Here is a 17160-nt window from a genome sequence, read left to right on the forward strand (position 1 = left end):
ATCCCGCCGTGGTTTTCTCGCGGCGTTGCCATTGGCGCTACCATGAGGGCCCTTTTTGAATGGCAGGAGCCGCCCATGGCCACGCGCACCACCCATGTGATCCAGCACCTCGCATTCGAGCACGCGGGCGTGATCGGCAACGCGCTGCGCGCGCGCGGCCATGCGCTGCGGGCATTCCAGGCGGGTGTCGACGACCTGAGCCCCATCGTCGATGACCCGGCCGACCTGCTGCTGATCCTGGGCGGCCCGATTGGCGTCTACGAGACCGATGCCTATCCGTGGCTGGAAGGCGAAATCGCGCTGATCCGCCAGCGGCTGGCCGCGGGCGGCAAGATAATCGGGGTTTGCCTGGGCGCGCAGCTGATCGCCCGTGCCGCCGGCGCGCGCGTGTATCCCGGCACGCGCGAGATCGGCTGGGGATCGATCGTGCCGACGCCGGCCGGACGGGATTCGGCGCTTGGCGAACTGGACGCGGCCAACTGGGAAGTGCTGCACTGGCACGGCGATACCTTCGACCTGCCGGCCGGCGCCGAACTGCTGGCGTCCACCGCGGCGGTGACTAACCAGGCGTATGCCATCGGCAACCAGGTGCTGGCGCTGCAATTCCATCCCGAGGTGATGCCGGGCGACATCGAGGCCTGGCTGGTTGGCCATACCGTCGAACTCGGCAAGGCCGGCATCGACCCGCGCACCATTCGCGCGCGCACGGCGGAAGTCGGCGCGAAGGTGGCGGCGGCAGGCGAACGCATGTTTGCCCGCTGGCTGGAGCAGGCGGAGCTGTGAGTACGTCTGCATTGCCGGTGTCGCCGCCGCCAGTGTCGCCGCCGGTGTCGCATGTGCGGGCCGTTATCGACGCGGTGCTGGTTGGCGCAGTGCGGCCGTTCGGGCCCAAAGGCGTACCCAGCGGCATCGCCAAGTCAGCCGCCAGCGGGCGTGTGCGCATCGGCTCGCTCGGGCTGGAGGGCGACCAGCAGGGCGATCCACGCCATCACGGCGGCCCGGAAAAGGCGCTGCACCACTATCCTCGCGATCACTACCCCGGCTGGCGTGCCGAACTGGCGGAACAGGGCGCGGCCGGCATTGCCCTGCTCGATGCTCCCGGCGCATTCGGCGAGAACCTCAGCACGCAAGGGCTGACCGAGTCCGATATCTGCATCGGCGATCGCTTCCGGCTCGGCACGGCGCTGGTCGAAGTCTCGCAGGCACGCCAGCCATGCTTCAAGCTCAATCACCGCTTCGGCTATGCCGGCATGTCACGGGCGGTGCAGCAGAGCCTGCGCACCGGATGGTATTACCGCGTGCTGGAAGATGGCGAGACAGGCGCGGGCGATACGCTGGCGCTGGTGGCGCGTCCATACCCGCAATGGCCGCTGCAGCGGCTCCTGCACGTGCTGTATGTCGACAGGCTCGACTATGCCGCGCTCGGCGACATGGCCGCGCTGGTTCCGCTGGCGGAGAGCTGGCGCAAGCTCGCACGCGAGCGCCTGGAGCGGCGCGAAGTCGAAGACATGGAGCGGCGCCTGGCGGGCGGCTGAGCGGCCGCGCAGGGGCAGGCGCGTATCAGTCCTGCCGGAAGCGTCGGGCCGTGCCTTCGCGCGTGATGCGCTCCCACACCCCCTGCTTTTCCTCGTCGCTGAAGAACACCCAGTTGCTGACCTCGGCTGCGGTGCGCCCGCAGCCCTGGCAGATTTCGTCGAACAGCGTGGAGCAGATGCCGATGCACGGGCTGTCCGGACGGTCGGACAGCGGGGAATCCGTGGCGCCGGTGTCCGGTTGGGGGCGGAACGGGGCGGATTCGGGAGACTGCGGCATGTCGACGAGTGGGTTGGGGTGAAACGGGGGCACATTATACGGGGTGGGACCGGCCGCCGCCGGTCCCACCGCCCAATCCCGCGGCCCGTCAGTGGCTATCGCGCAGTCCCAGCACGTTCGCGCCGATCTTCGGGTCGATGCCGCGTTCCAGTTGCTGCGGATAGGCCGTCACCGTCACTTCCAGTGATCCCGTGCCGACTTCCATCGACAGGATATGGCCGCCGTACGTGTCGAAACTGCTGTCGCCGGCGACGCCGTGCGCGTGGATCGACGGCTTGCCTTCCTTCCACGCCAGGCTGCCGACGATGCTGGCCATCTCCACGTTGCGGAAGGTGCGCGGGTTGAACTGCTTCTTCGCGGCGTCCCAGAAGCCGAAGGTGACGTTGGCGAAGCCGATCGCGGACAAGCTCGCGCTGGGCACCTTCTCGCAGATGGCAAAGGCCTCGATCTGCTCGAACACGTTGTCGCCCATGCGCAGCACCAGCAGGTAACCGGTGGGGGTCTTGATGTAGCGCGGCACGCTGTCGCGCGGGTAGTTGGGGTTCTGGGCGCGGGCGTCCAGTGCCGCCCTGCATTCGGCGGATGGCGCCGGCTGCGCCGCGGCTGCCGCGGGCATCAGGGCGATGGCGCCGACGGCGGCGGCCGCTGCGAGGGTGGCGAGCGCCTGGCGGGCGCGCAGGGTTTGGCGAAGGATCATTGGTTGTCTCCTGTCTGGGTTTGTTTGCAGTGGGATTTGCGGCTACGGCAAGAAAAACTGAGAAGCGGGCGGATGCGGCGGCAGCCTGGCGCAGTTGGCCTCAATGCAGCCATGCGGCCGGCACCAGGATCAGCTGCGGGAACAGCACGAACAGGAACATCAGCGCGGTCAGGCTCAGCAGGAACGGCCAGACCCCGCCGATCACGCTGTCCAGGCTGCAGCGCGAAGTGCCCGCCACGACGTTGAGCACCGTGCCCACCGGCGGCGTCAGCAGGCCGATCGCATTGTTGAGCACGAACATCACGCCGAAATACACCGGGTCGATGCCCGCCTTGGTGATCACCGGCATCAGGATCGGCGTCATGATCAGCACTGTCGGCATCAGGTCGAGCGCGGTGCCCACCACGATCACCAGGACCATGATGACGAACATCAGCAGGATCTTGTTGTCGATGAAAGGTTCGAGCAGGTCGGTCACCTGCGCCGGGATATTCGCGATGGTGATCAGCCATGCCGACACCAGCGCGCAGGCCACCAGGAACAGCACCGTGCTGGAGGTCTTGGCGGCGGTGACGATCAGCTCCGGCAGCGCGCGCAGCTTCAGTTCGCCGTAGACGAAGCGGCCGGCCACCATGGCGTAGACCACGGCCACCACCGCCGCCTCGGTCGGCGTGAACGCGCCGATCTTCATGCCGCCGATGATCACCACCGGCAGCACCAGGGCCCAGACCCCGTCGAGCGCGGCCCTGCCCAGGCGGCGCACATTGAACGGCTCCGTCGGCGCCAGTTTTTCCTTGCGTGCGCAGAAGTGCCAGGTGACGGCGAGCGTCAGCGCCATCATCGCGCCGGGCGCGATACCGGCGAGGAACAGCTTGGTGATGGAAACCTGCGCGACCACGCCGAACACGACGATAGCGATCGACGGCGGGATCACCGGCGCGATGATGCCACCCGCCGCGATCAGTCCCGCCGCGCGCGGCACGTTGTAGCCGGCGTTGCGCATCATCGGGATCAGCAACGCGGCGACTGCCGCGGTATCGGCCACCGCGGAGCCGGAAATGCTGGCCACCACGGTTGCCGCGATGATCGCCACGTAGCCCAGCCCGCCACGGACGTGTCCGACCGCTGCGTCGGCGACGCGCACGATACGCCGTGACAGGCCGCCGGCGTTCATCAGCTCGCCCGCCAGCATGAAGAACGGCACCGCCATCAGCGGATAGTTGTTGACGCCCTCGAGCATGTTCTGCGCAAGGATCTGCGTATCGAAGCTGCCCAGGTGCAGCATCAGCGCGACGCCGGAAGCCAGCAGCGCAAAGGCGATGGGCATGCCGAGCGACATCGCGCCCAGCAGCGAGCCGACAAAGACAAAGATGGTCATGACAGGCTCCTTGCGCTTATTCGCCGGCGGCGCCGGACTGCGGCACCAGTTCATGCTGCGCCATGCGGCCGCTGACCAGGCGCCACAGCCCGTGCAGCAGCATCGCCGCCATGCCCACGCTGCACACCAGCAGGCAGGCATAGACCACGCCCAGCGGCACGCCGGTGACGGGAGCGCGGTCGTCCATGCCGATCGCCACCAGTTGCCAGGCGCCATGCGCCAGCAGCAGGCAGCAGCCCAGGGCGCCCGCGTCGGCGAGCAGTCGGCAGGCACGCTGCCCGGTCTCGCCCAGCCGCGATACCACGGTGGACATTCCAAGGTGGGCCTTGTCATGCATGACCAGCAGCGCGCCGGTCAGCGTCAGCCACATAAAGACGAAGCGCGAGGCTTCCTCGGAGAAGGCAATGCCGGAATTGAAGACGTAGCGAAGCACTACGTTGCCAAAGACCAGCACGATCATGGTGGCCATCATGGCGACCATCGCGCCCTGGATCAGGCGCAGCGTAATTCGGTTCATGATTGAAAACTCCTGGGTGGACGGGGACTCAGCGCAGGCTCGCCACAGGCGCCCCGATCCGGTAAAAGCGCATGGCGTTGTCGTGCCACACCGCCTGCGCGGCGGCGTCGGGCAGGCCTTCCAGCGCGGCGGCCACGGTATTGACGATTTCATGCAGCGACGCGCGCAGTCCCGACACGGGCAGGTTGCTGGCGAACATGCAGCGCTGCCAGCCGAAGATCTCCAGCGCCTGGCGGACGACCCTGACGTTGCCGGCGCGATCCCACGCCGCACCCGGCAGTCCGAATTCGGACAGCTTCAGGTGCACCCCCGGCAGGCTCGCCACGGCCGCCAGCCCGCGGCGCCAGCCGGACAGGCCCGCCTCGGTGCGGTCCCAGGGCAGCCCGGTGTGTTCCACCACCACGGCAAGCCCTGGCACCGCCGCGATCGCCTCGGCGGCATCCTCCAGGTGCCACCACGGCACCCGCAGGTCCCACGCCAGGCCATGCCCGGCCAGCCGCTGCAGCCCGGAGAGCCAGCGCGGGTCCTGCAGCGTGCCGGGCTGGCCGCGCACGCTGCCATCCGCCCTCTGGCTGGTGCGCGGCTTGCACCGCACGCCCCGCACCAGCGGGAAGGCCTGGTGCGCGCGCAGCTGTGCCGCCAGCGTGTCGCTGTTGAAGTCGGCATGCGCCACCACTGCATTGGGAAAGCCGTGGCGCGCGTGGACCTGATGCAGCCACGCGGTCTCGGCCACCGACTCGTCGGCATGCCGCTCGGCTTCCACGTGCACGCTGGCCGCGAGGGGCAGGCCGTCCCACTGGCGCAGGTAGGCGGCGGGATCGAAGTCCTGCCGCAGCGCGGCGTAATCGCCGAGGAAGAAGGCGGCAGGGTCGTACCCTTCCTGCAGCCAGGGGTGACGCGCCGGGCCGAGGCGCCACAGGTGGTGGTGGGCATCGACGATGGCGGCGGGCAATGCTGGCATGGCCGGCCTCCTAGCGCTGGGCGTCCATGGCCCGCAGCACGGCGTCGCCGTTCTTCTGCACGAACAGCTGGCGCGTCTCCTCGCGTACCACCTTGCGGATGCCGGCGTTGTCGGGATGCTCGTTGACCTGCACGCCCCTGGCGCGCAGCGTGGCGATCGCCGCGGCCTCGTTGTCGGCGTTGAGCTTGCGCTGGTGGGTGGCGGCGGCAGCGGCCTCTTCCAGCAGCACCTTCTGGTACTCGGGCTTGAGCGCGTCGAACTTCGCCTTGTTCATCAGCACCACCAGAGCGGTATAGGCGTGGCGGGTCATCGACACGTACTTCTGCACCTCGTACATCTTGGCCGAGACCATCAGCGTGGGCGGATTTTCCTGGCCGTCGACCGCACCGGATTCCAGCGCGCCGAAGACCTCGGCGAACGGCATCGGCTGCGGGCTCGCGCCCAGCAGCTGGAAGGCCTTGATATGCGAAGGATTGGGCGTGGTGCGGATCTTCAGGCCGCGGATGTCCTCGGCCTTGTTGACCGGCCGCTTGTTGTTGCCAAGGCTGCGGAAGCCGATCTCCCAGAAGGCCAGGCCCTTGATGCGGTGGGCGCCCAACTCCTCCAGCAATGAGCGGCCGACCGGGCCGTCCAGCACTTTGTACGCCGAGGGGCCGTCCTCGAACTGGTAGGGCAGGTCGAGCACGTTCAGGCGTGGCGCGAGGCCCGTGACAAAGGGATTGCCGGTGGCGCCGATATCGATGGTGCCGCTGCGCACGCCGGTGACCAGCGTGGTGTCGTTGCCGAGCTGGCTGTTGGCGAAGACCTGGATCTCGACGCCGCCCTGGGTGCGCTCCTTGACCTTCTTGCTGAAGGCAAGCGCGGCCAGGTGCTGGGAGTCGGTTTCCGGAACGGTATGGGCAAAGCGCAGCTTTACCGGTGCCTCTGCCTGCGCCACGCCGGCAACGGACAATAGCGCTGCCAGCACGATATGCGGGATAACGTGTTTCATGGTGTCTCCTGGGGTGTCATGCGGCCCGGTCGGTGTGCGCCGGGCTCAATGCGGCCGCGCCCGCGCACAGCAATGTGCGACGTCGCATGCGTGGTCTCACTGATGTTGTTATGGATGCAGGGAAGGCGCCGGCCTTACAGGGAGGCCTGCAGCATCAGCAGGTAGTCCTGCGCGCTGGCTTCGCGCGGACTGGTCTTGTGGCAGTGATCGGCCAGCGCGTAGTCGATGACGCGCGGGAACAGCGCCGGATCGACGCCCATTTCGCGCAGGCCCGCGGGCAGGCCCAGGCGCCGGTTCATGTCGGTGATGGCCGGGCCGACGGCGTTGGCATCGGGCAGCCCCATGGCCTGCGCGATGCGGGCCAGCTTGTCGTCGGCCCGCATCGACGGCGCGTCGGCCTTGAAGCGGATCACCGCGGGCAGGAGCACGGCGTTCAGGGTGCCGTGGTGCAGCGTCGGCATCAGCCCGCCCAGCGCATGGCTCAGGCTATGCACGCAGCCCAGCCCCTTCTGGAAAGCGAGCGCGCCCTGCATCGATGCGCTCATCATGGCCAGGCGCGCGCCGCGGTCCTGCGGATCCCGGCGCGCGCGCTCGATATGCAGCCAGGCGCGGCGCAGGCCATCGAGCGCGATGCCGTCGGCGGGCGGATTGAAGGCCGGCGCCATGAAGGTTTCCAGGCAATGCGCGATGGCATCCATGCCGGTGGCCGCCGTCAGCATCGGCGGCAGGCCCAGCGTCAGCTCCGGGTCGCAGATCGCCACGCGCGGGACCAGGTAGGGCGACAGCACGCCGACCTTGCGGCCGTCGTCGAGGATCAGCACGGCGCCGCGGCCGACTTCGCTGCCGGTGCCGGCGGTGGTGGGGATCGCGATCACCGGTGCGGTGGCCGCCGTGATCCGCGCCACGCCGCCCTCGATCGCGGCGAACTGGCGCAACGGGCCGTCGTGCGTGGCGCAGACCGCGACCCCCTTGGCCAGGTCGATCGGCGAGCCGCCGCCCACCGCGATGATGCCGTCGCAACGGTACTCGCCATAGAGGCGCATGGCCTCGCGCATGGCGGCTTCGGTCGGATTGGATGGCGTGCCGTCGTAGATCACCGCCTCGCAGCCGGGGCGCAGCTGCTCCAGCACGCGCTGCACGATGCCGGCGGCCTTGACGCCGGCATCGGTGACCACCAGCGGGCGGTTGATGCCGATGCGTTCGCATTCCTGGGCCAGCAGCCCGATCGCGCCGAAGTCGATCTGGATCTGGGTGATGTAGTGGATGAGGGCCATCTTGTCTCCATGCTGTGTGGGGTGCGCCGTGTGCCTGTGGGCGGGCCGGCTGCATTGGTGACGAAGTCTAGGAACAAGGCCCGCGGGTCACAACGTGGAATTACTTGAAGGCTGCCCAAGAAAAACTCACAGCACCGGATGCCTAGTTTTTCTTGAAACGGCGCTGAGATTTTCTCGTTTTGCGGCGCGCGGCGCGGGCCCTAGACTGGCGCAGACCAGCCGGACTACGGACCACCGCCCGCTGCCGGGCCTCCTCCACACCAACGACAACCATGAGACAACCGATCCTGATCGAGCGCGACGCGCAGGTCGCCACCATCACGCTGAACAACCCGGACAAGCTCAATGCCATGGACCTGTCCATGTGGCAGGGCCTGACCGAAGCCATCCAGGGCCTGTCGGCCGACGACACGCTGCGCTGCGTGGTGCTGCGCGGCGCCGGCGACAAGGCCTTTGCCGCCGGCGCCGACATTGCCGAGTTCGACACCATGCGCGCCAACGCCGCACAGGCGCAGCAGTATGGCGAGATCACCAATGCCACCATGCGCGCCATCGCCGAATGCCGGCACCCGACCATCGCGCTGATCCAGGGCGCCTGCGTCGGCGGCGGGCTGGAGATCGCCTCGATGTGCGACCTGCGCATCTGCGGCAGGTCGAGCCGCTTTGGCGTGCCGGTCAACCGGCTCGGTCTGGTGATGTCGTATGGCGAACTGGGTGGGCTGGTGGCGCTGGCGGGGCCGGCCACCGCGCTGGAGATCGTCCTGGAAGGCCGCGTGTTCGATGCCGACGAGGCCCTGCACAAGCGCCTGGTCAATCGCGTGGTGGCGGACGAGGCCGTGCCGGACGAAGCCTATGCGGCGGCACGGCGCATCGCCGCTGGCGCGCCGCTGGTGGCGCGCTGGCACAAGCAGTTCGTGCGCCGGCTGCTCGATCCCACGCCGCTGCGTCCGGAAGAGCATGCCGAGTCCTATGCATGCTTCGATACCGAGGATTTCCGCATCGGCCACCGCGCCTTTATCGACAAGACCCGCCCGCAGTTCGTGGGCCGTTGAAAGCACCTACTTTCCAAGCATCGCGGCGCCGCCATTCCCATGCGGCCGCCCCAACCTCAGGTGGTATCCATGAATTTGCCGTTATCGAAAATCAAGGTCCTGGACGTCAGCCAGATCATGGCCGGTCCGTTCTGCTGCATGCTGCTGGGCGACATGGGCGCCGACGTCATCAAGGTCGAAGCGCCGGGTGCCGGCGACCAGACCCGCAAGTCGATGGGCTTCCGGCTCAAGGGCGATGACAGTGGCGGCTTCCTGGCGCTGAACCGCAACAAGCGCAGTGTCGAGATCGACCTGAAGAACCCGGCCGGCCTGGAGGCCTTCTATGAACTGGTGCGCGGCGCTGACGTGCTGGTGGAGAACAACCGTCCGGGCGTGGCCGCTCGCCTGAAGATCGACTATGCGGTGCTGCGCGAGATCAATCCGCGCCTGGTCTACGCCAGCATCTCCGGCTTCGGCCAGACCGGGCCATGGTCGCGGCGCCCGGGGCTGGACCTGATCGCGCAGGCCATGTCGGGCGTAATGAGCGTGATGGGCCATCCGGACGCGCCGCCGGTCAAGGCCAGCGTGCCGATCGCCGACCTGGGGGCCGGGCTGTTCACCGCCTATGGCGTCCTCAGCGCACTGATGGGTCGCGAGCATACCGGGCAGGGGCAATACGTCGATGCGTCGCTGTTCGAAACGGCGCTGGGCCTGTCGGTATGGGAATCGGCCGAGTTCTGGGGCACCGGCGACGTGCCGGTACCGATCGGCAGCGCCAACCGCATGAGCGCGCCATACCAGGCGGTGCGGGCCGCCGACCGGCACTTTGTCATTGGCGCGGCCAATCCCAAGCTGTGGGCCGCGCTGTGCGAGGTGATCGAGCGCCCGGACCTGCTTGCCGATCCGCGCTTTACCGACAACGCCGCCCGCATCCGCAACCGCGCCGCGCTGATCCCTGAAATTGAGGCAGAATTCGCGCGCAAGCCAGCGGCGGAGTGGGTCGATGCGCTGCTGGCGGCCGGTGTGCCAGCGGCCCCGATCTTCACCTACGACGAAGCGCTGGCCAGCGAGCAGGCGGTGGCGCGGGACATGGTGCTGGAGATCGACCACCCGGTCGAAGGGCGGGTCAAGGCGCTGGGGTTCCCGGTCAAGCTGAGCGGCACGCCGCAGCAGGTGCGCTATCCGGCGCCGTTGCTGGGCCAGCATACCGATGAGGTGCTGGGCGAGTTTGGCCTGGACGCGGCCACCGTTACGCGGCTGCGTGCGCAGGGGGCGTTCGGCGCCCCGGTCCGCGCACAGGAACTGGAACGCGGTGCCGCCTGAGCGCACCGCGGCCATCATCTATACCGATAAAAGACAGGAGACAACCATGACGATGTCACTTTCGCTGATGCGGCGCTGGGCGATGCCGGCGGCCGTGGTGCTGGGGCTGCTGGGGCTGCTGGGTGGTACGGCCACGGCAAGTGCGGAAACCTACCCGAGCCGGCGCATCGAGCTGATTGTGCCTTGGCAGGCAGGCGGCGGGGCCGACGTGGTGGCGCGCGCGCTGTCCGCCGCGGCCGCCAAACACCTGCCGCAGCCGATCGTGGTGATCAACAAGCCGGGTGCCACCGGCGCGGTAGGCCTGGGCGAAGTGGTCCACGCGAAGCCGGACGGCTACAAGCTGGTGCTGTCGTCCAGCGAGCTGACCTTCCTGAACTACCTCGGGCTGGCCAAGTTCACCTACCAGGACCTGATCCCCATCGCACGCCTGAACGCGGACCCGGCCGCCGTGGCGGTACGGGCCGATGCGCCATGGAGCACGATCGAGCAGTTTGTCGCCGATGCGCGCAAGCCGGACGCCAATATCCGCGTGGGTAACGCCGGGCAGGGCTCCGCGTGGCATATGGCAGCCGCCGCGCTGGCCGACAAGACCGGCGCCAGGTTCAACCATATCCCCTATGCGGGCGGCGCTCCCGCCACGCTCGCGCTGCTGGGCGGGCATATCGATGCGGTCACGGTCAGTACGGCGGAGGTATTCACGCATGTTGCCGCGGGCAAGCTCAAGGTGCTGGCGGTGATGGCCGACAAGCGGGTCAGCGGCTTCGAGAACGTGCCCACGCTGAAGGAACGCAACATCGACCTGTCCATGGGGATCTGGCGCGGCATCTCGGCACCGAAGGGCACGCCGCCCGAGGTGATCGCGGTACTGAAGACAGCGATCGCGAAATCCGTGCAGGAGCCGGTGATGCGCCAGACGCTGGAGAAGTTGCACTTCAGCACCGATACCTATGCCGATGACGTGACGCTGCAGGCCGCCATGGTGAAGGAGTCGGCGCAGTTCAAGCAGCTCGCCAGCCGCATCAGCGTCAAGGAGTAGGCCCATGCGCGACACACCCGCGGAGGGCGCGGCGTCCGTCGCGCCTTTTATCGACGCGCACCAGCATTTCTGGGACCTGGAGCGCAACCCGTACCCGTGGCTGCAGGGCGAATCGGTGCCGAACTTCCGCTATGGCGATTACTCGGCGCTACGCAGGAACTATCTTCCTGAAGATTTCGCCCGCGACACGGCTGGCTGCGCGCCGGTCAAGACGGTGCATGTGGAGGCCGAATGGGCGCGCGGCAATCCCGTCGACGAGACCGCATGGCTGACGCAGCTCGCCGCGCGGACGGGCCGGCCAACGGTGATCGTCGGCCATGCCCAGCTTGACCGCGGCGATGTCGAGGAAGTGCTGGCGGGTCATGCCGCCTGCGCCATCATGCGCGGCATCCGCAACAAGCCGGTGACCGCCGCGCGGCGCGAGGATGCGCGCCGCGGCGTGCCCGGCTCGATGGACGATGAGCGCTGGCGGCGAGGCTATGCGCTGCTGGCTCGCCATGGCATGTCCTTCGACCTGCAGGCGCCGTGGTGGAACCTGGATCAGGCGGCTGCGCTGGCACGGGATTTCCCCGGCACGCAGCTGATCCTGAACCATACCGGGCTGCCGGCCGACCGCAGTGAAGCCGGCCTGGCCGGCTGGCGCGCCGCGATGGCCGGGCTGGCCGGGCAGCCCAATGTCTCCGTGAAGATCTCGGGCCTGGGATTGCCGGGCAAGCCATGGACGCAGACAGACAACGTGCCGGTGATCCGCGACGCCATCGCCATCTTCGGCGCGCAACGCTGCATGTTTGCCAGCAACTACCCGGTGGACAGCCTGGTGGCGAGCTACGACACCATCGTGACGGGGTTCCGCGCCGCCATCGCCGTCTATCCGCCCGAACAGCAGCGCGCGCTGTGGCACGACAACGCCGCGCGCTGCTATCGCCTGTAGCAACGCATTGCCAGGATCCGCCACCCGCCCGGCTCGCGCCGTGGCGGGCCGGGCGGCTTCGCCCCCAGACCTGAACGGAACCCATGATGAAAAACGGATTGCAACCGGGCGCGACCTGCGCGCGCACGCTGACGGTCGACCGCCAGCGCACCATCGATTTTCTTGGCGAAAGCCTGCGCATCTACGCCACGCCCGAGCTGGTGCGCGATATCGAACAAACTTGTCTCGACTTCCTGCAAGGCTTTCTCAATGACGGCGAAAGCTCGGTGGGCGCGGAGGTGTCGGTGCAACACACCGGTGCCACGCCGCTGGGCGGCGAGGTGCGCATCCACGCCGAGATCACGGCCATCGACGGCCGCAGTGTCACGTTCAGCGTGACTGCCGACGATGCGGTGGAGCGGGTTTGCAGCGGCACGCATCGCCGCTTCGTGGTCGATGTCGGGCGCTTGCGCGCGCGCGTGCAAAAGAAGACGGCATCGATGCCCACCGCGGCCTGAAGCCGTGCAGCAAGCCTGTCCGGTGCGGCAGGCGCGCACAGCTTGCGGGGGACGCGCCCCGCAAGCTGCGCTCAGACGGGGGCCGGCTGCTGCTGGTCCGCCGACACTTCCGCGCGGATCCAGTCAGTGAAGCTGCGGATGCGGCGATCCTCCAGCCGCTCCTTCGGGAACACCACGAAGTAAGAGAATTCGACTGGCAGCCGGATCGATTCGAACAGTCGCACCAGCCGGCCTTCAGCCAGGTCCTGCTCGATCCAGTTCTTCTTCACCAGCGCCACGCCCAGGCCATTGAGCGCGGCGTTGATGACCAGGTGGCTCGGCCAGAACGACGGCCCGCGGCTGGCGTCGACATCGGTCACGCCAGCATGCTCCAGCCACATTGCCCAGTCGGGGTTGCTCACGTCTGTGTACGTGCTGTCGTCGTGCAGCAGCGTATGGTGCTTCAGGTCGGACGGTGTTTCGAGCGGCTGCGGGCCTTGCAGCAGCGCCGGGCTGCACACCGGGATGACTTCGACCGCCATGCACAGCTCGCAGTGCAGGCCGGGGTAATCGCCGCGGCCATAGCGGATCGCCATGTCGAAATCGTCGCGCTCGAAGTCGATGCGATGGTTCGAGGTGGACACCTTCAGGTCGATATCCGGGTGTGCCTTCATGAAGCGGTCCATGCGCGGGATCAGCCATTTGACCGCGAACGTGGGCGGCATGTTGACCTTCAGCGCGGGGCGGTCCTTGCTGTGCAGGCGGTGGGTGGCATCGGCGAGCTGCTTGAAGGCCAGCTGCACGCTGGGCAGGTACGCAGTGCCGGCCGGTGTCAGGACCAGGGCCTTGGCCTCGCGGATAAACAGCTGCACGCCAAGGCTTTCTTCCAGAGCCTTGATCTGGTGGCTGACCGCCGATGGCGTGACGAACAATTCCTCCGCGGCCCGCGTGAAGCTCAGATGCCGGGCAGCCACTTCGAACGCCCTCAGCGGGTTGAGTGGGGGAATCTGTCTCGACATATCGGGGGTACGCAATCCTGTAGATGCCTTGCCGGCATGTGGTGTGCTGTGGGGGTGCTGTGGCACCGGCAAGCCGCTGCACGATAGCATTCGTGCCCGGGCATGGGAATAGGGGCCTGTCCCCGTGTAGGTGAATTGGCGGCCGCTGGATTGCGTCCGGCCGCGTAGCTGCAAATTACCGGATCCCGCGGCGCCCGATGTGCGCGATATGAGCCATGCCGCGCATTGGCGGCGCCATTGCCGCACAACTATGTACGACGTAATTGAGCCGCTCGCGGCATTCCCCTACGCTGCCTGGCATAGCCCCATAACTGATCTGAAGGAGCCGCCCCATGCCGCAGGCCATTGCCAGCCTCGCCCCCGCGCGCCGCGATGCCGCCGTCGACCCCCGCATGCACGCGATGATCGACAACATCCTGCTGAGCTCGCCAGTCGCGCGGGCGCTGGGCGTGCGGCTGGCGAGCCTCGCCCCCGAGCATGTCGAACTCGAAATGCCGTTCCTGCCGACCAATGTGACCCATGGCAGCACCGTGCACGGCGGGGTGATCGCCACGCTGATCGATATTGCCGGCGCCGCGGCCGCAGCGTCCGGCGCCAGCGCCGACGAAGTGAGGGGAGGGGCGACCAGTTCGCTGTCGATCCAGTACCTTGCCCCGGCGCAAGGGGCGGCATTGCGCGCCGTGGCGTCAGTGGTGCGGCGTGGCCGGCGGCAGGTGGCGACCGAGGTGGCGGTCTACGCCGAGGCTGCCGACGAAGGCGTGCTGGTGGCAAAGGCGTTGATGAGCAGCGCCATGTTCTGAGTCGCTGAAGAGGCCAGCGCATGCGCACAGGCCTCTTCTTAAAATGCAATTAACCGCCGGAACTTGTGTTCCACAACCGTTGCGCGCCAGTAAACTGGCGCGAATACGCCTCCAATAGGGAGGCAGCCGGATTCCGTGTGAGGCTGGCTTTCCTTATCCCTCTCCCACCTTGGGAGAGGGCTCGGAAGAGAAGGCGGGCGCGTCTGGCATCGGCGCCGACATGCCCGCGCCACCATCAGTACTTCCAGAAGACCTGCTGCAGCGCCTTCGGGTCGTTGGTTCTGGTCAGCGCCAGCGCCATCAGGATGCGCGCCTTCTGCGGCAGCTGGTCGTCGGTGACGATCCAGTCGTACTTGTCGTCCGGCTGCTCCGCATTGCGGACCACCACGCCGCTGCCGGTGCGCGAGGCACGCACGATCTGCACGCCCTTGGCGCGCGCTGCCTTGAGCGGCTCGACCATGTAGTCGCCGACGCTGCCGTTGCCGGTGGCGGCGTAGACGATGGCCTTGGCGCCGTTCTTCACCGCGGCGTCGATGCTGGCCGGGTTGACGTTGCCGTAGGCGTAGACCACGGCCACTTCAGGCAGCTTGTCGATCTTGTCGATATCCCATTCGGTCTGCAGCGTGTGCGGGCGCGCCGGCAGGCGGTAGAACAGCGAGCGGCCTTCCACCACGTAGCCCAGCGGGCCGAACTGCGAGCGGAAGGTCTCGGCCTTGAAGGTATTGCTCTTGGTGACGTCGCGGCCGGTGTGGATCTCGTCGTTCAGCACCACCAGCGTGCCCTTGCCCTTCGAAGCGGGATTGGAGGCCACCAGCACCGCGTCATACAGGTTCAGTGCGCCGTCCGCGCCCAGCGCCGTGCCCGGGCGCATCGAGCCGACCACCACCACCGGCTTGTCGCTCTTCAGCGTCAGGTTGAGGAAGTACGCGGTTTCCTCGATGGTATCGGTGCCGTGGGTGATGACGATGCCGTCGACGTCCGGCTGCTTGAGCACTTCCGACACGCGCTTGGCCAGCTTCAGCAGGCGTTCGTTGTTGAAGCTCTCCGAGCCGATCTGGAAGATCTGCTCGCCCTTGACGTTGGCGACCTTCGAGATTTCAGGGACCGAGGCGATGATCTTGTCGACCGGCACCACGGCGGACTGGTAGGCCGCGGTATTGATGGCCGACGCGCCGGCGCCGGCGATGGTGCCGCCGGTACCGATGATGACGATATTGGCCTTGCGGGCTTCAGCCGTGGCAGCGGCGGGCGCTGTGGGCGCCGCAGCAGGCGGGGCGACCGTCGCCGGCTGTGCGTGGGCAGGCGCGGTGATCAGGCTGGCGGAAAGCAGGGCAGCGGCCAGCGTAGTGGCGCGGGCAAAGTTCTTCATGGTTCTCCTCGGATTTATACGGACGTGTAGGCACGTACAGGTTCGAGCGAAACGGCACTGCAGACCTTGTGGGTGGTGCGGTGCGGTCCGTCTTCCTTCAATGGCTTGCCGCCGCGCGCGCAGGCGCCGGGCGGGTAGCGGCAGTGACTATACGTGAGGAGGTTCCCGGCCGGTTATGCCGATTCGGCATGAAGTTGGTGGAGCGTTGATCGAATGTGCATACATTGCGGGGCGGTTCGCCCACCGGCACGGTTTCAGCCATGCCCGGTGGAGCGATACCGCCCCGACAGCAGCCTGGATGGCAGGCGTCAGAATGCGTCGCCCGGCACGCGCACCCAGCCTTCCATCAGCACGCGCGCGCTGCGGCTCATGATGGCCTTCCTGACCGCCCATTCGCCATCGACCTGCTGCGCCTCGGCGCCCACGCGCAGCGTGCCGGACGGGTGCCCGAAACGCACGGCGTTGCGTTCGCCACCGCCGGCAGCCAGGTTGACCAGCGTGCCGGGGATGGCCGCAGCGGTGCCGATGGCAACGGCTGCCGTGCCCATCATCGCGTGGTGCAGCTTGCCCATGGAGAGCGCGCGCACCAGCAGGTCCACGTCGGCTGCGGCCACCTTCTTGCCGCTCGATGCAACGTAGTCAACCGGCCTGGCCACGAAGGCAACCTTGGGCGTGTGCTGGCGCTTGGCGGCCTCGTCCACGTCCTTGATCAGCCCCATGCGCAGCGCGCCATGGGCGCGGATGGTCTCGAACATCGCCAGCGCCCTGGTGTCGCTGTTGATGGCGTCCTGCAGCTCGGTGCCCGTATAGCCGATGCTCTCCGCATTGACGAAGATGGTCGGGATGCCGGCGTTGATCATGGTCGCCTTGAGCGTGCCGACACCCGGCACTTCCAGGTCGTCGGCCACATTGCCGGTCGGGAACATCGCGCCGCCGGCGCCTTCCTCCTCGGCGGCCGGATCCATGAACTCGAGCTGCACTTCGGCGGCCGGGAAAGTCACGCCGTCGAGCTCGAAGTCACCGGTTTCCTGCACTTCGCCGTTGGTGACGGGCACGTGGCCGATGATGGTCTTGCCGATGTTGGCCTGCCAGATGCGCACGACGGCGATACCGTTCTGCGGCACGCGGCTCGGGTCGACCAGGCCGGCGCTGATGGCGAAGGGGCCGACCGCGGCGGACAGGTTGCCGCAGTTGCCGCTCCAGTCGACGAAGGACTGGTCGATCGAGACCTGGCCGAACAGGTAGTCGACATCGTGGTCCGGACGCGTGCTCTTCGACACGATCACGGTCTTGCTGGTGCTCGACGTGGCACCGCCCATGCCGTCGATCTGCTTGCCATACGGGTCGGGGCTGCCGATCACGCGCATCAGCAGCGCATCGCGCGCCGGGCCGGGCGACTGCGCGCGCTCGGGCAGGTCCTGCAGGCGGAAGAACACGCCCTTGCTGGTGCCGCCACGGATGTAGGTGGCGGGGATCTTGATCTGGGGTACGTGGGCCATGGGAATGAATGTCGTGGTTAGGTATGCGCAGGAAGCCGATCGCAGC

At 67.7% G+C, this 17160-nt stretch carries 18 protein-coding genes; 8 read left to right on the top strand and 10 right to left on the bottom strand.

Going from position 1 to position 17160, the window contains the following annotated elements:
• The first annotated feature begins 75 nt into the window (after positions 1 to 75).
• Together J8I82_RS02505 and J8I82_RS02510 are read left to right on the top strand one after the other, a co-directional pair.
• On the top strand, positions 76 to 783 hold the full coding sequence (locus J8I82_RS02505; protein ID WP_209754251.1) for a glutamine amidotransferase: 708 nt from the start codon (positions 76 to 78) through the stop codon (positions 781 to 783).
• 32 nt (positions 784 to 815) lie between these two features.
• Positions 816 to 1535, top strand: a complete 720-nt coding sequence (locus J8I82_RS02510; protein ID WP_209754414.1) for an MOSC domain-containing protein — start codon at positions 816 to 818, stop codon at positions 1533 to 1535.
• Positions 1536 to 1560: 25 nt separating this feature from the next.
• Here the strand turns inward: J8I82_RS02510 and J8I82_RS02515 are convergent, their stop codons facing one another.
• The 7 genes from J8I82_RS02515 to J8I82_RS02545 form a co-directional block, all read right to left on the bottom strand.
• A complete protein-coding gene (locus J8I82_RS02515; protein ID WP_209754252.1) occupies positions 1561 to 1812 on the bottom strand; it encodes a DUF1289 domain-containing protein in 252 nt (83 codons plus the stop codon).
• Positions 1813 to 1900: 88 nt separating this feature from the next.
• Positions 1901 to 2509: a PPC domain-containing DNA-binding protein gene (locus J8I82_RS02520; RefSeq protein ID WP_209754253.1), complete on the bottom strand. Its 609-nt coding sequence runs from the start codon at positions 2507 to 2509 to the stop codon at positions 1901 to 1903.
• Positions 2510 to 2609: 100 nt separating this feature from the next.
• Positions 2610 to 3887 (bottom strand): TRAP transporter large permease, encoded by a 1278-nt coding sequence (locus J8I82_RS02525; RefSeq protein ID WP_209754254.1) that lies wholly within the window; start codon positions 3885 to 3887, stop codon positions 2610 to 2612.
• 16 nt (positions 3888 to 3903) lie between these two features.
• The gene (locus J8I82_RS02530; protein ID WP_209754255.1) at positions 3904 to 4404 is read right to left on the bottom strand and encodes a TRAP transporter small permease; all 501 of its coding nucleotides are present in this window, start codon (positions 4402 to 4404) and stop codon (positions 3904 to 3906) included.
• Between the two features lie 28 nt (positions 4405 to 4432).
• Entirely contained in the window at positions 4433 to 5365 is a 933-nt protein-coding gene (locus J8I82_RS02535) for an amidohydrolase family protein (protein ID WP_209754256.1), read from the bottom strand.
• A gap of 10 nt (positions 5366 to 5375) precedes the next feature.
• Positions 5376 to 6356 (bottom strand): DctP family TRAP transporter solute-binding subunit, encoded by a 981-nt coding sequence (locus J8I82_RS02540; protein ID WP_209754257.1) that lies wholly within the window; start codon positions 6354 to 6356, stop codon positions 5376 to 5378.
• A gap of 134 nt (positions 6357 to 6490) precedes the next feature.
• Positions 6491 to 7630, bottom strand: coding sequence for an iron-containing alcohol dehydrogenase (locus tag J8I82_RS02545; RefSeq protein WP_209754258.1), 1140 nt, complete (start codon positions 7628 to 7630; stop codon positions 6491 to 6493).
• A 272-nt stretch (positions 7631 to 7902) separates the two neighbouring features.
• Between J8I82_RS02545 and J8I82_RS02550 the strand changes: the two genes are divergently transcribed.
• From J8I82_RS02550 to J8I82_RS02570, 5 genes are all read left to right on the top strand, one after another.
• Positions 7903 to 8682, top strand: a complete 780-nt coding sequence (locus tag J8I82_RS02550) for an enoyl-CoA hydratase-related protein (RefSeq protein WP_012352919.1) — start codon at positions 7903 to 7905, stop codon at positions 8680 to 8682.
• Positions 8683 to 8751: 69 nt separating this feature from the next.
• Positions 8752 to 9984, top strand: coding sequence for a CaiB/BaiF CoA transferase family protein (locus J8I82_RS02555; protein ID WP_209754259.1), 1233 nt, complete (start codon positions 8752 to 8754; stop codon positions 9982 to 9984).
• A 52-nt stretch (positions 9985 to 10036) separates the two neighbouring features.
• On the top strand, positions 10037 to 11020 hold the full coding sequence (locus J8I82_RS02560) for a tripartite tricarboxylate transporter substrate binding protein (RefSeq protein ID WP_209754415.1): 984 nt from the start codon (positions 10037 to 10039) through the stop codon (positions 11018 to 11020).
• 4 nt (positions 11021 to 11024) lie between these two features.
• On the top strand, positions 11025 to 11951 hold the full coding sequence (locus tag J8I82_RS02565) for an amidohydrolase family protein (RefSeq protein WP_209754260.1): 927 nt from the start codon (positions 11025 to 11027) through the stop codon (positions 11949 to 11951).
• Between the two features lie 86 nt (positions 11952 to 12037).
• Positions 12038 to 12448, top strand: a complete 411-nt coding sequence (locus tag J8I82_RS02570) for a thioesterase family protein (protein WP_209754261.1) — start codon at positions 12038 to 12040, stop codon at positions 12446 to 12448.
• A gap of 71 nt (positions 12449 to 12519) precedes the next feature.
• Here J8I82_RS02570 and J8I82_RS02575 read toward each other — a convergent pair whose 3' ends face one another.
• Entirely contained in the window at positions 12520 to 13446 is a 927-nt protein-coding gene (locus J8I82_RS02575) for a transcriptional regulator GcvA (RefSeq protein WP_209754262.1), read from the bottom strand.
• A 332-nt stretch (positions 13447 to 13778) separates the two neighbouring features.
• Between J8I82_RS02575 and J8I82_RS02580 the strand changes: the two genes are divergently transcribed.
• Positions 13779 to 14246: a PaaI family thioesterase gene (locus J8I82_RS02580; protein ID WP_209754263.1), complete on the top strand. Its 468-nt coding sequence runs from the start codon at positions 13779 to 13781 to the stop codon at positions 14244 to 14246.
• Between the two features lie 235 nt (positions 14247 to 14481).
• Here the strand turns inward: J8I82_RS02580 and J8I82_RS02585 are convergent, their stop codons facing one another.
• Together J8I82_RS02585 and prpF are read right to left on the bottom strand one after the other, a co-directional pair.
• Positions 14482 to 15615, bottom strand: coding sequence for an asparaginase (locus J8I82_RS02585; RefSeq protein ID WP_209754264.1), 1134 nt, complete (start codon positions 15613 to 15615; stop codon positions 14482 to 14484).
• Between the two features lie 308 nt (positions 15616 to 15923).
• Positions 15924 to 17114, bottom strand: a complete 1191-nt coding sequence (prpF, locus tag J8I82_RS02590; protein WP_209754265.1) for a 2-methylaconitate cis-trans isomerase PrpF — start codon at positions 17112 to 17114, stop codon at positions 15924 to 15926.
• Positions 17115 to 17160: the final 46 nt, after the last annotated feature.

It is taken from the genome of Cupriavidus consociatus, assembly GCF_017814975.1.
In the GTDB taxonomy this organism is placed as follows: Bacteria; Pseudomonadota; Gammaproteobacteria; order Burkholderiales; family Burkholderiaceae; genus Cupriavidus; species Cupriavidus consociatus.

Excerpts from the sequence above, each read along its gene's own strand:
- J8I82_RS02505 (WP_209754251.1), top strand. The coding sequence starts at position 76 with ATGGCCACGCGCACCACCCATGTGATCCAGCACCTCGCATTCGAGCAC.
- J8I82_RS02515 (WP_209754252.1), bottom strand. The coding sequence starts at position 1,812 with ATGCCGCAGTCTCCCGAATCCGCCCCGTTCCGCCCCCAACCGGACACC.
- J8I82_RS02520 (WP_209754253.1), bottom strand. The coding sequence starts at position 2,509 with ATGATCCTTCGCCAAACCCTGCGCGCCCGCCAGGCGCTCGCCACCCTC.
- J8I82_RS02525 (WP_209754254.1), bottom strand. The coding sequence starts at position 3,887 with ATGACCATCTTTGTCTTTGTCGGCTCGCTGCTGGGCGCGATGTCGCTC.
- J8I82_RS02530 (WP_209754255.1), bottom strand. The coding sequence starts at position 4,404 with ATGAACCGAATTACGCTGCGCCTGATCCAGGGCGCGATGGTCGCCATG.
- J8I82_RS02535 (WP_209754256.1), bottom strand. The coding sequence starts at position 5,365 with ATGCCAGCATTGCCCGCCGCCATCGTCGATGCCCACCACCACCTGTGG.
- J8I82_RS02540 (WP_209754257.1), bottom strand. The coding sequence starts at position 6,356 with ATGAAACACGTTATCCCGCATATCGTGCTGGCAGCGCTATTGTCCGTT.
- J8I82_RS02545 (WP_209754258.1), bottom strand. The coding sequence starts at position 7,630 with ATGGCCCTCATCCACTACATCACCCAGATCCAGATCGACTTCGGCGCG.
- J8I82_RS02550 (WP_012352919.1), top strand. The coding sequence starts at position 7,903 with ATGAGACAACCGATCCTGATCGAGCGCGACGCGCAGGTCGCCACCATC.
- J8I82_RS02555 (WP_209754259.1), top strand. The coding sequence starts at position 8,752 with ATGAATTTGCCGTTATCGAAAATCAAGGTCCTGGACGTCAGCCAGATC.
- J8I82_RS02560 (WP_209754415.1), top strand. The coding sequence starts at position 10,037 with ATGTCACTTTCGCTGATGCGGCGCTGGGCGATGCCGGCGGCCGTGGTG.
- J8I82_RS02565 (WP_209754260.1), top strand. The coding sequence starts at position 11,025 with ATGCGCGACACACCCGCGGAGGGCGCGGCGTCCGTCGCGCCTTTTATC.
- J8I82_RS02570 (WP_209754261.1), top strand. The coding sequence starts at position 12,038 with ATGAAAAACGGATTGCAACCGGGCGCGACCTGCGCGCGCACGCTGACG.
- J8I82_RS02575 (WP_209754262.1), bottom strand. The coding sequence starts at position 13,446 with ATGTCGAGACAGATTCCCCCACTCAACCCGCTGAGGGCGTTCGAAGTG.
- J8I82_RS02580 (WP_209754263.1), top strand. The coding sequence starts at position 13,779 with ATGCCGCAGGCCATTGCCAGCCTCGCCCCCGCGCGCCGCGATGCCGCC.
- J8I82_RS02585 (WP_209754264.1), bottom strand. The coding sequence starts at position 15,615 with ATGAAGAACTTTGCCCGCGCCACTACGCTGGCCGCTGCCCTGCTTTCC.
- prpF (WP_209754265.1), bottom strand. The coding sequence starts at position 17,114 with ATGGCCCACGTACCCCAGATCAAGATCCCCGCCACCTACATCCGTGGC.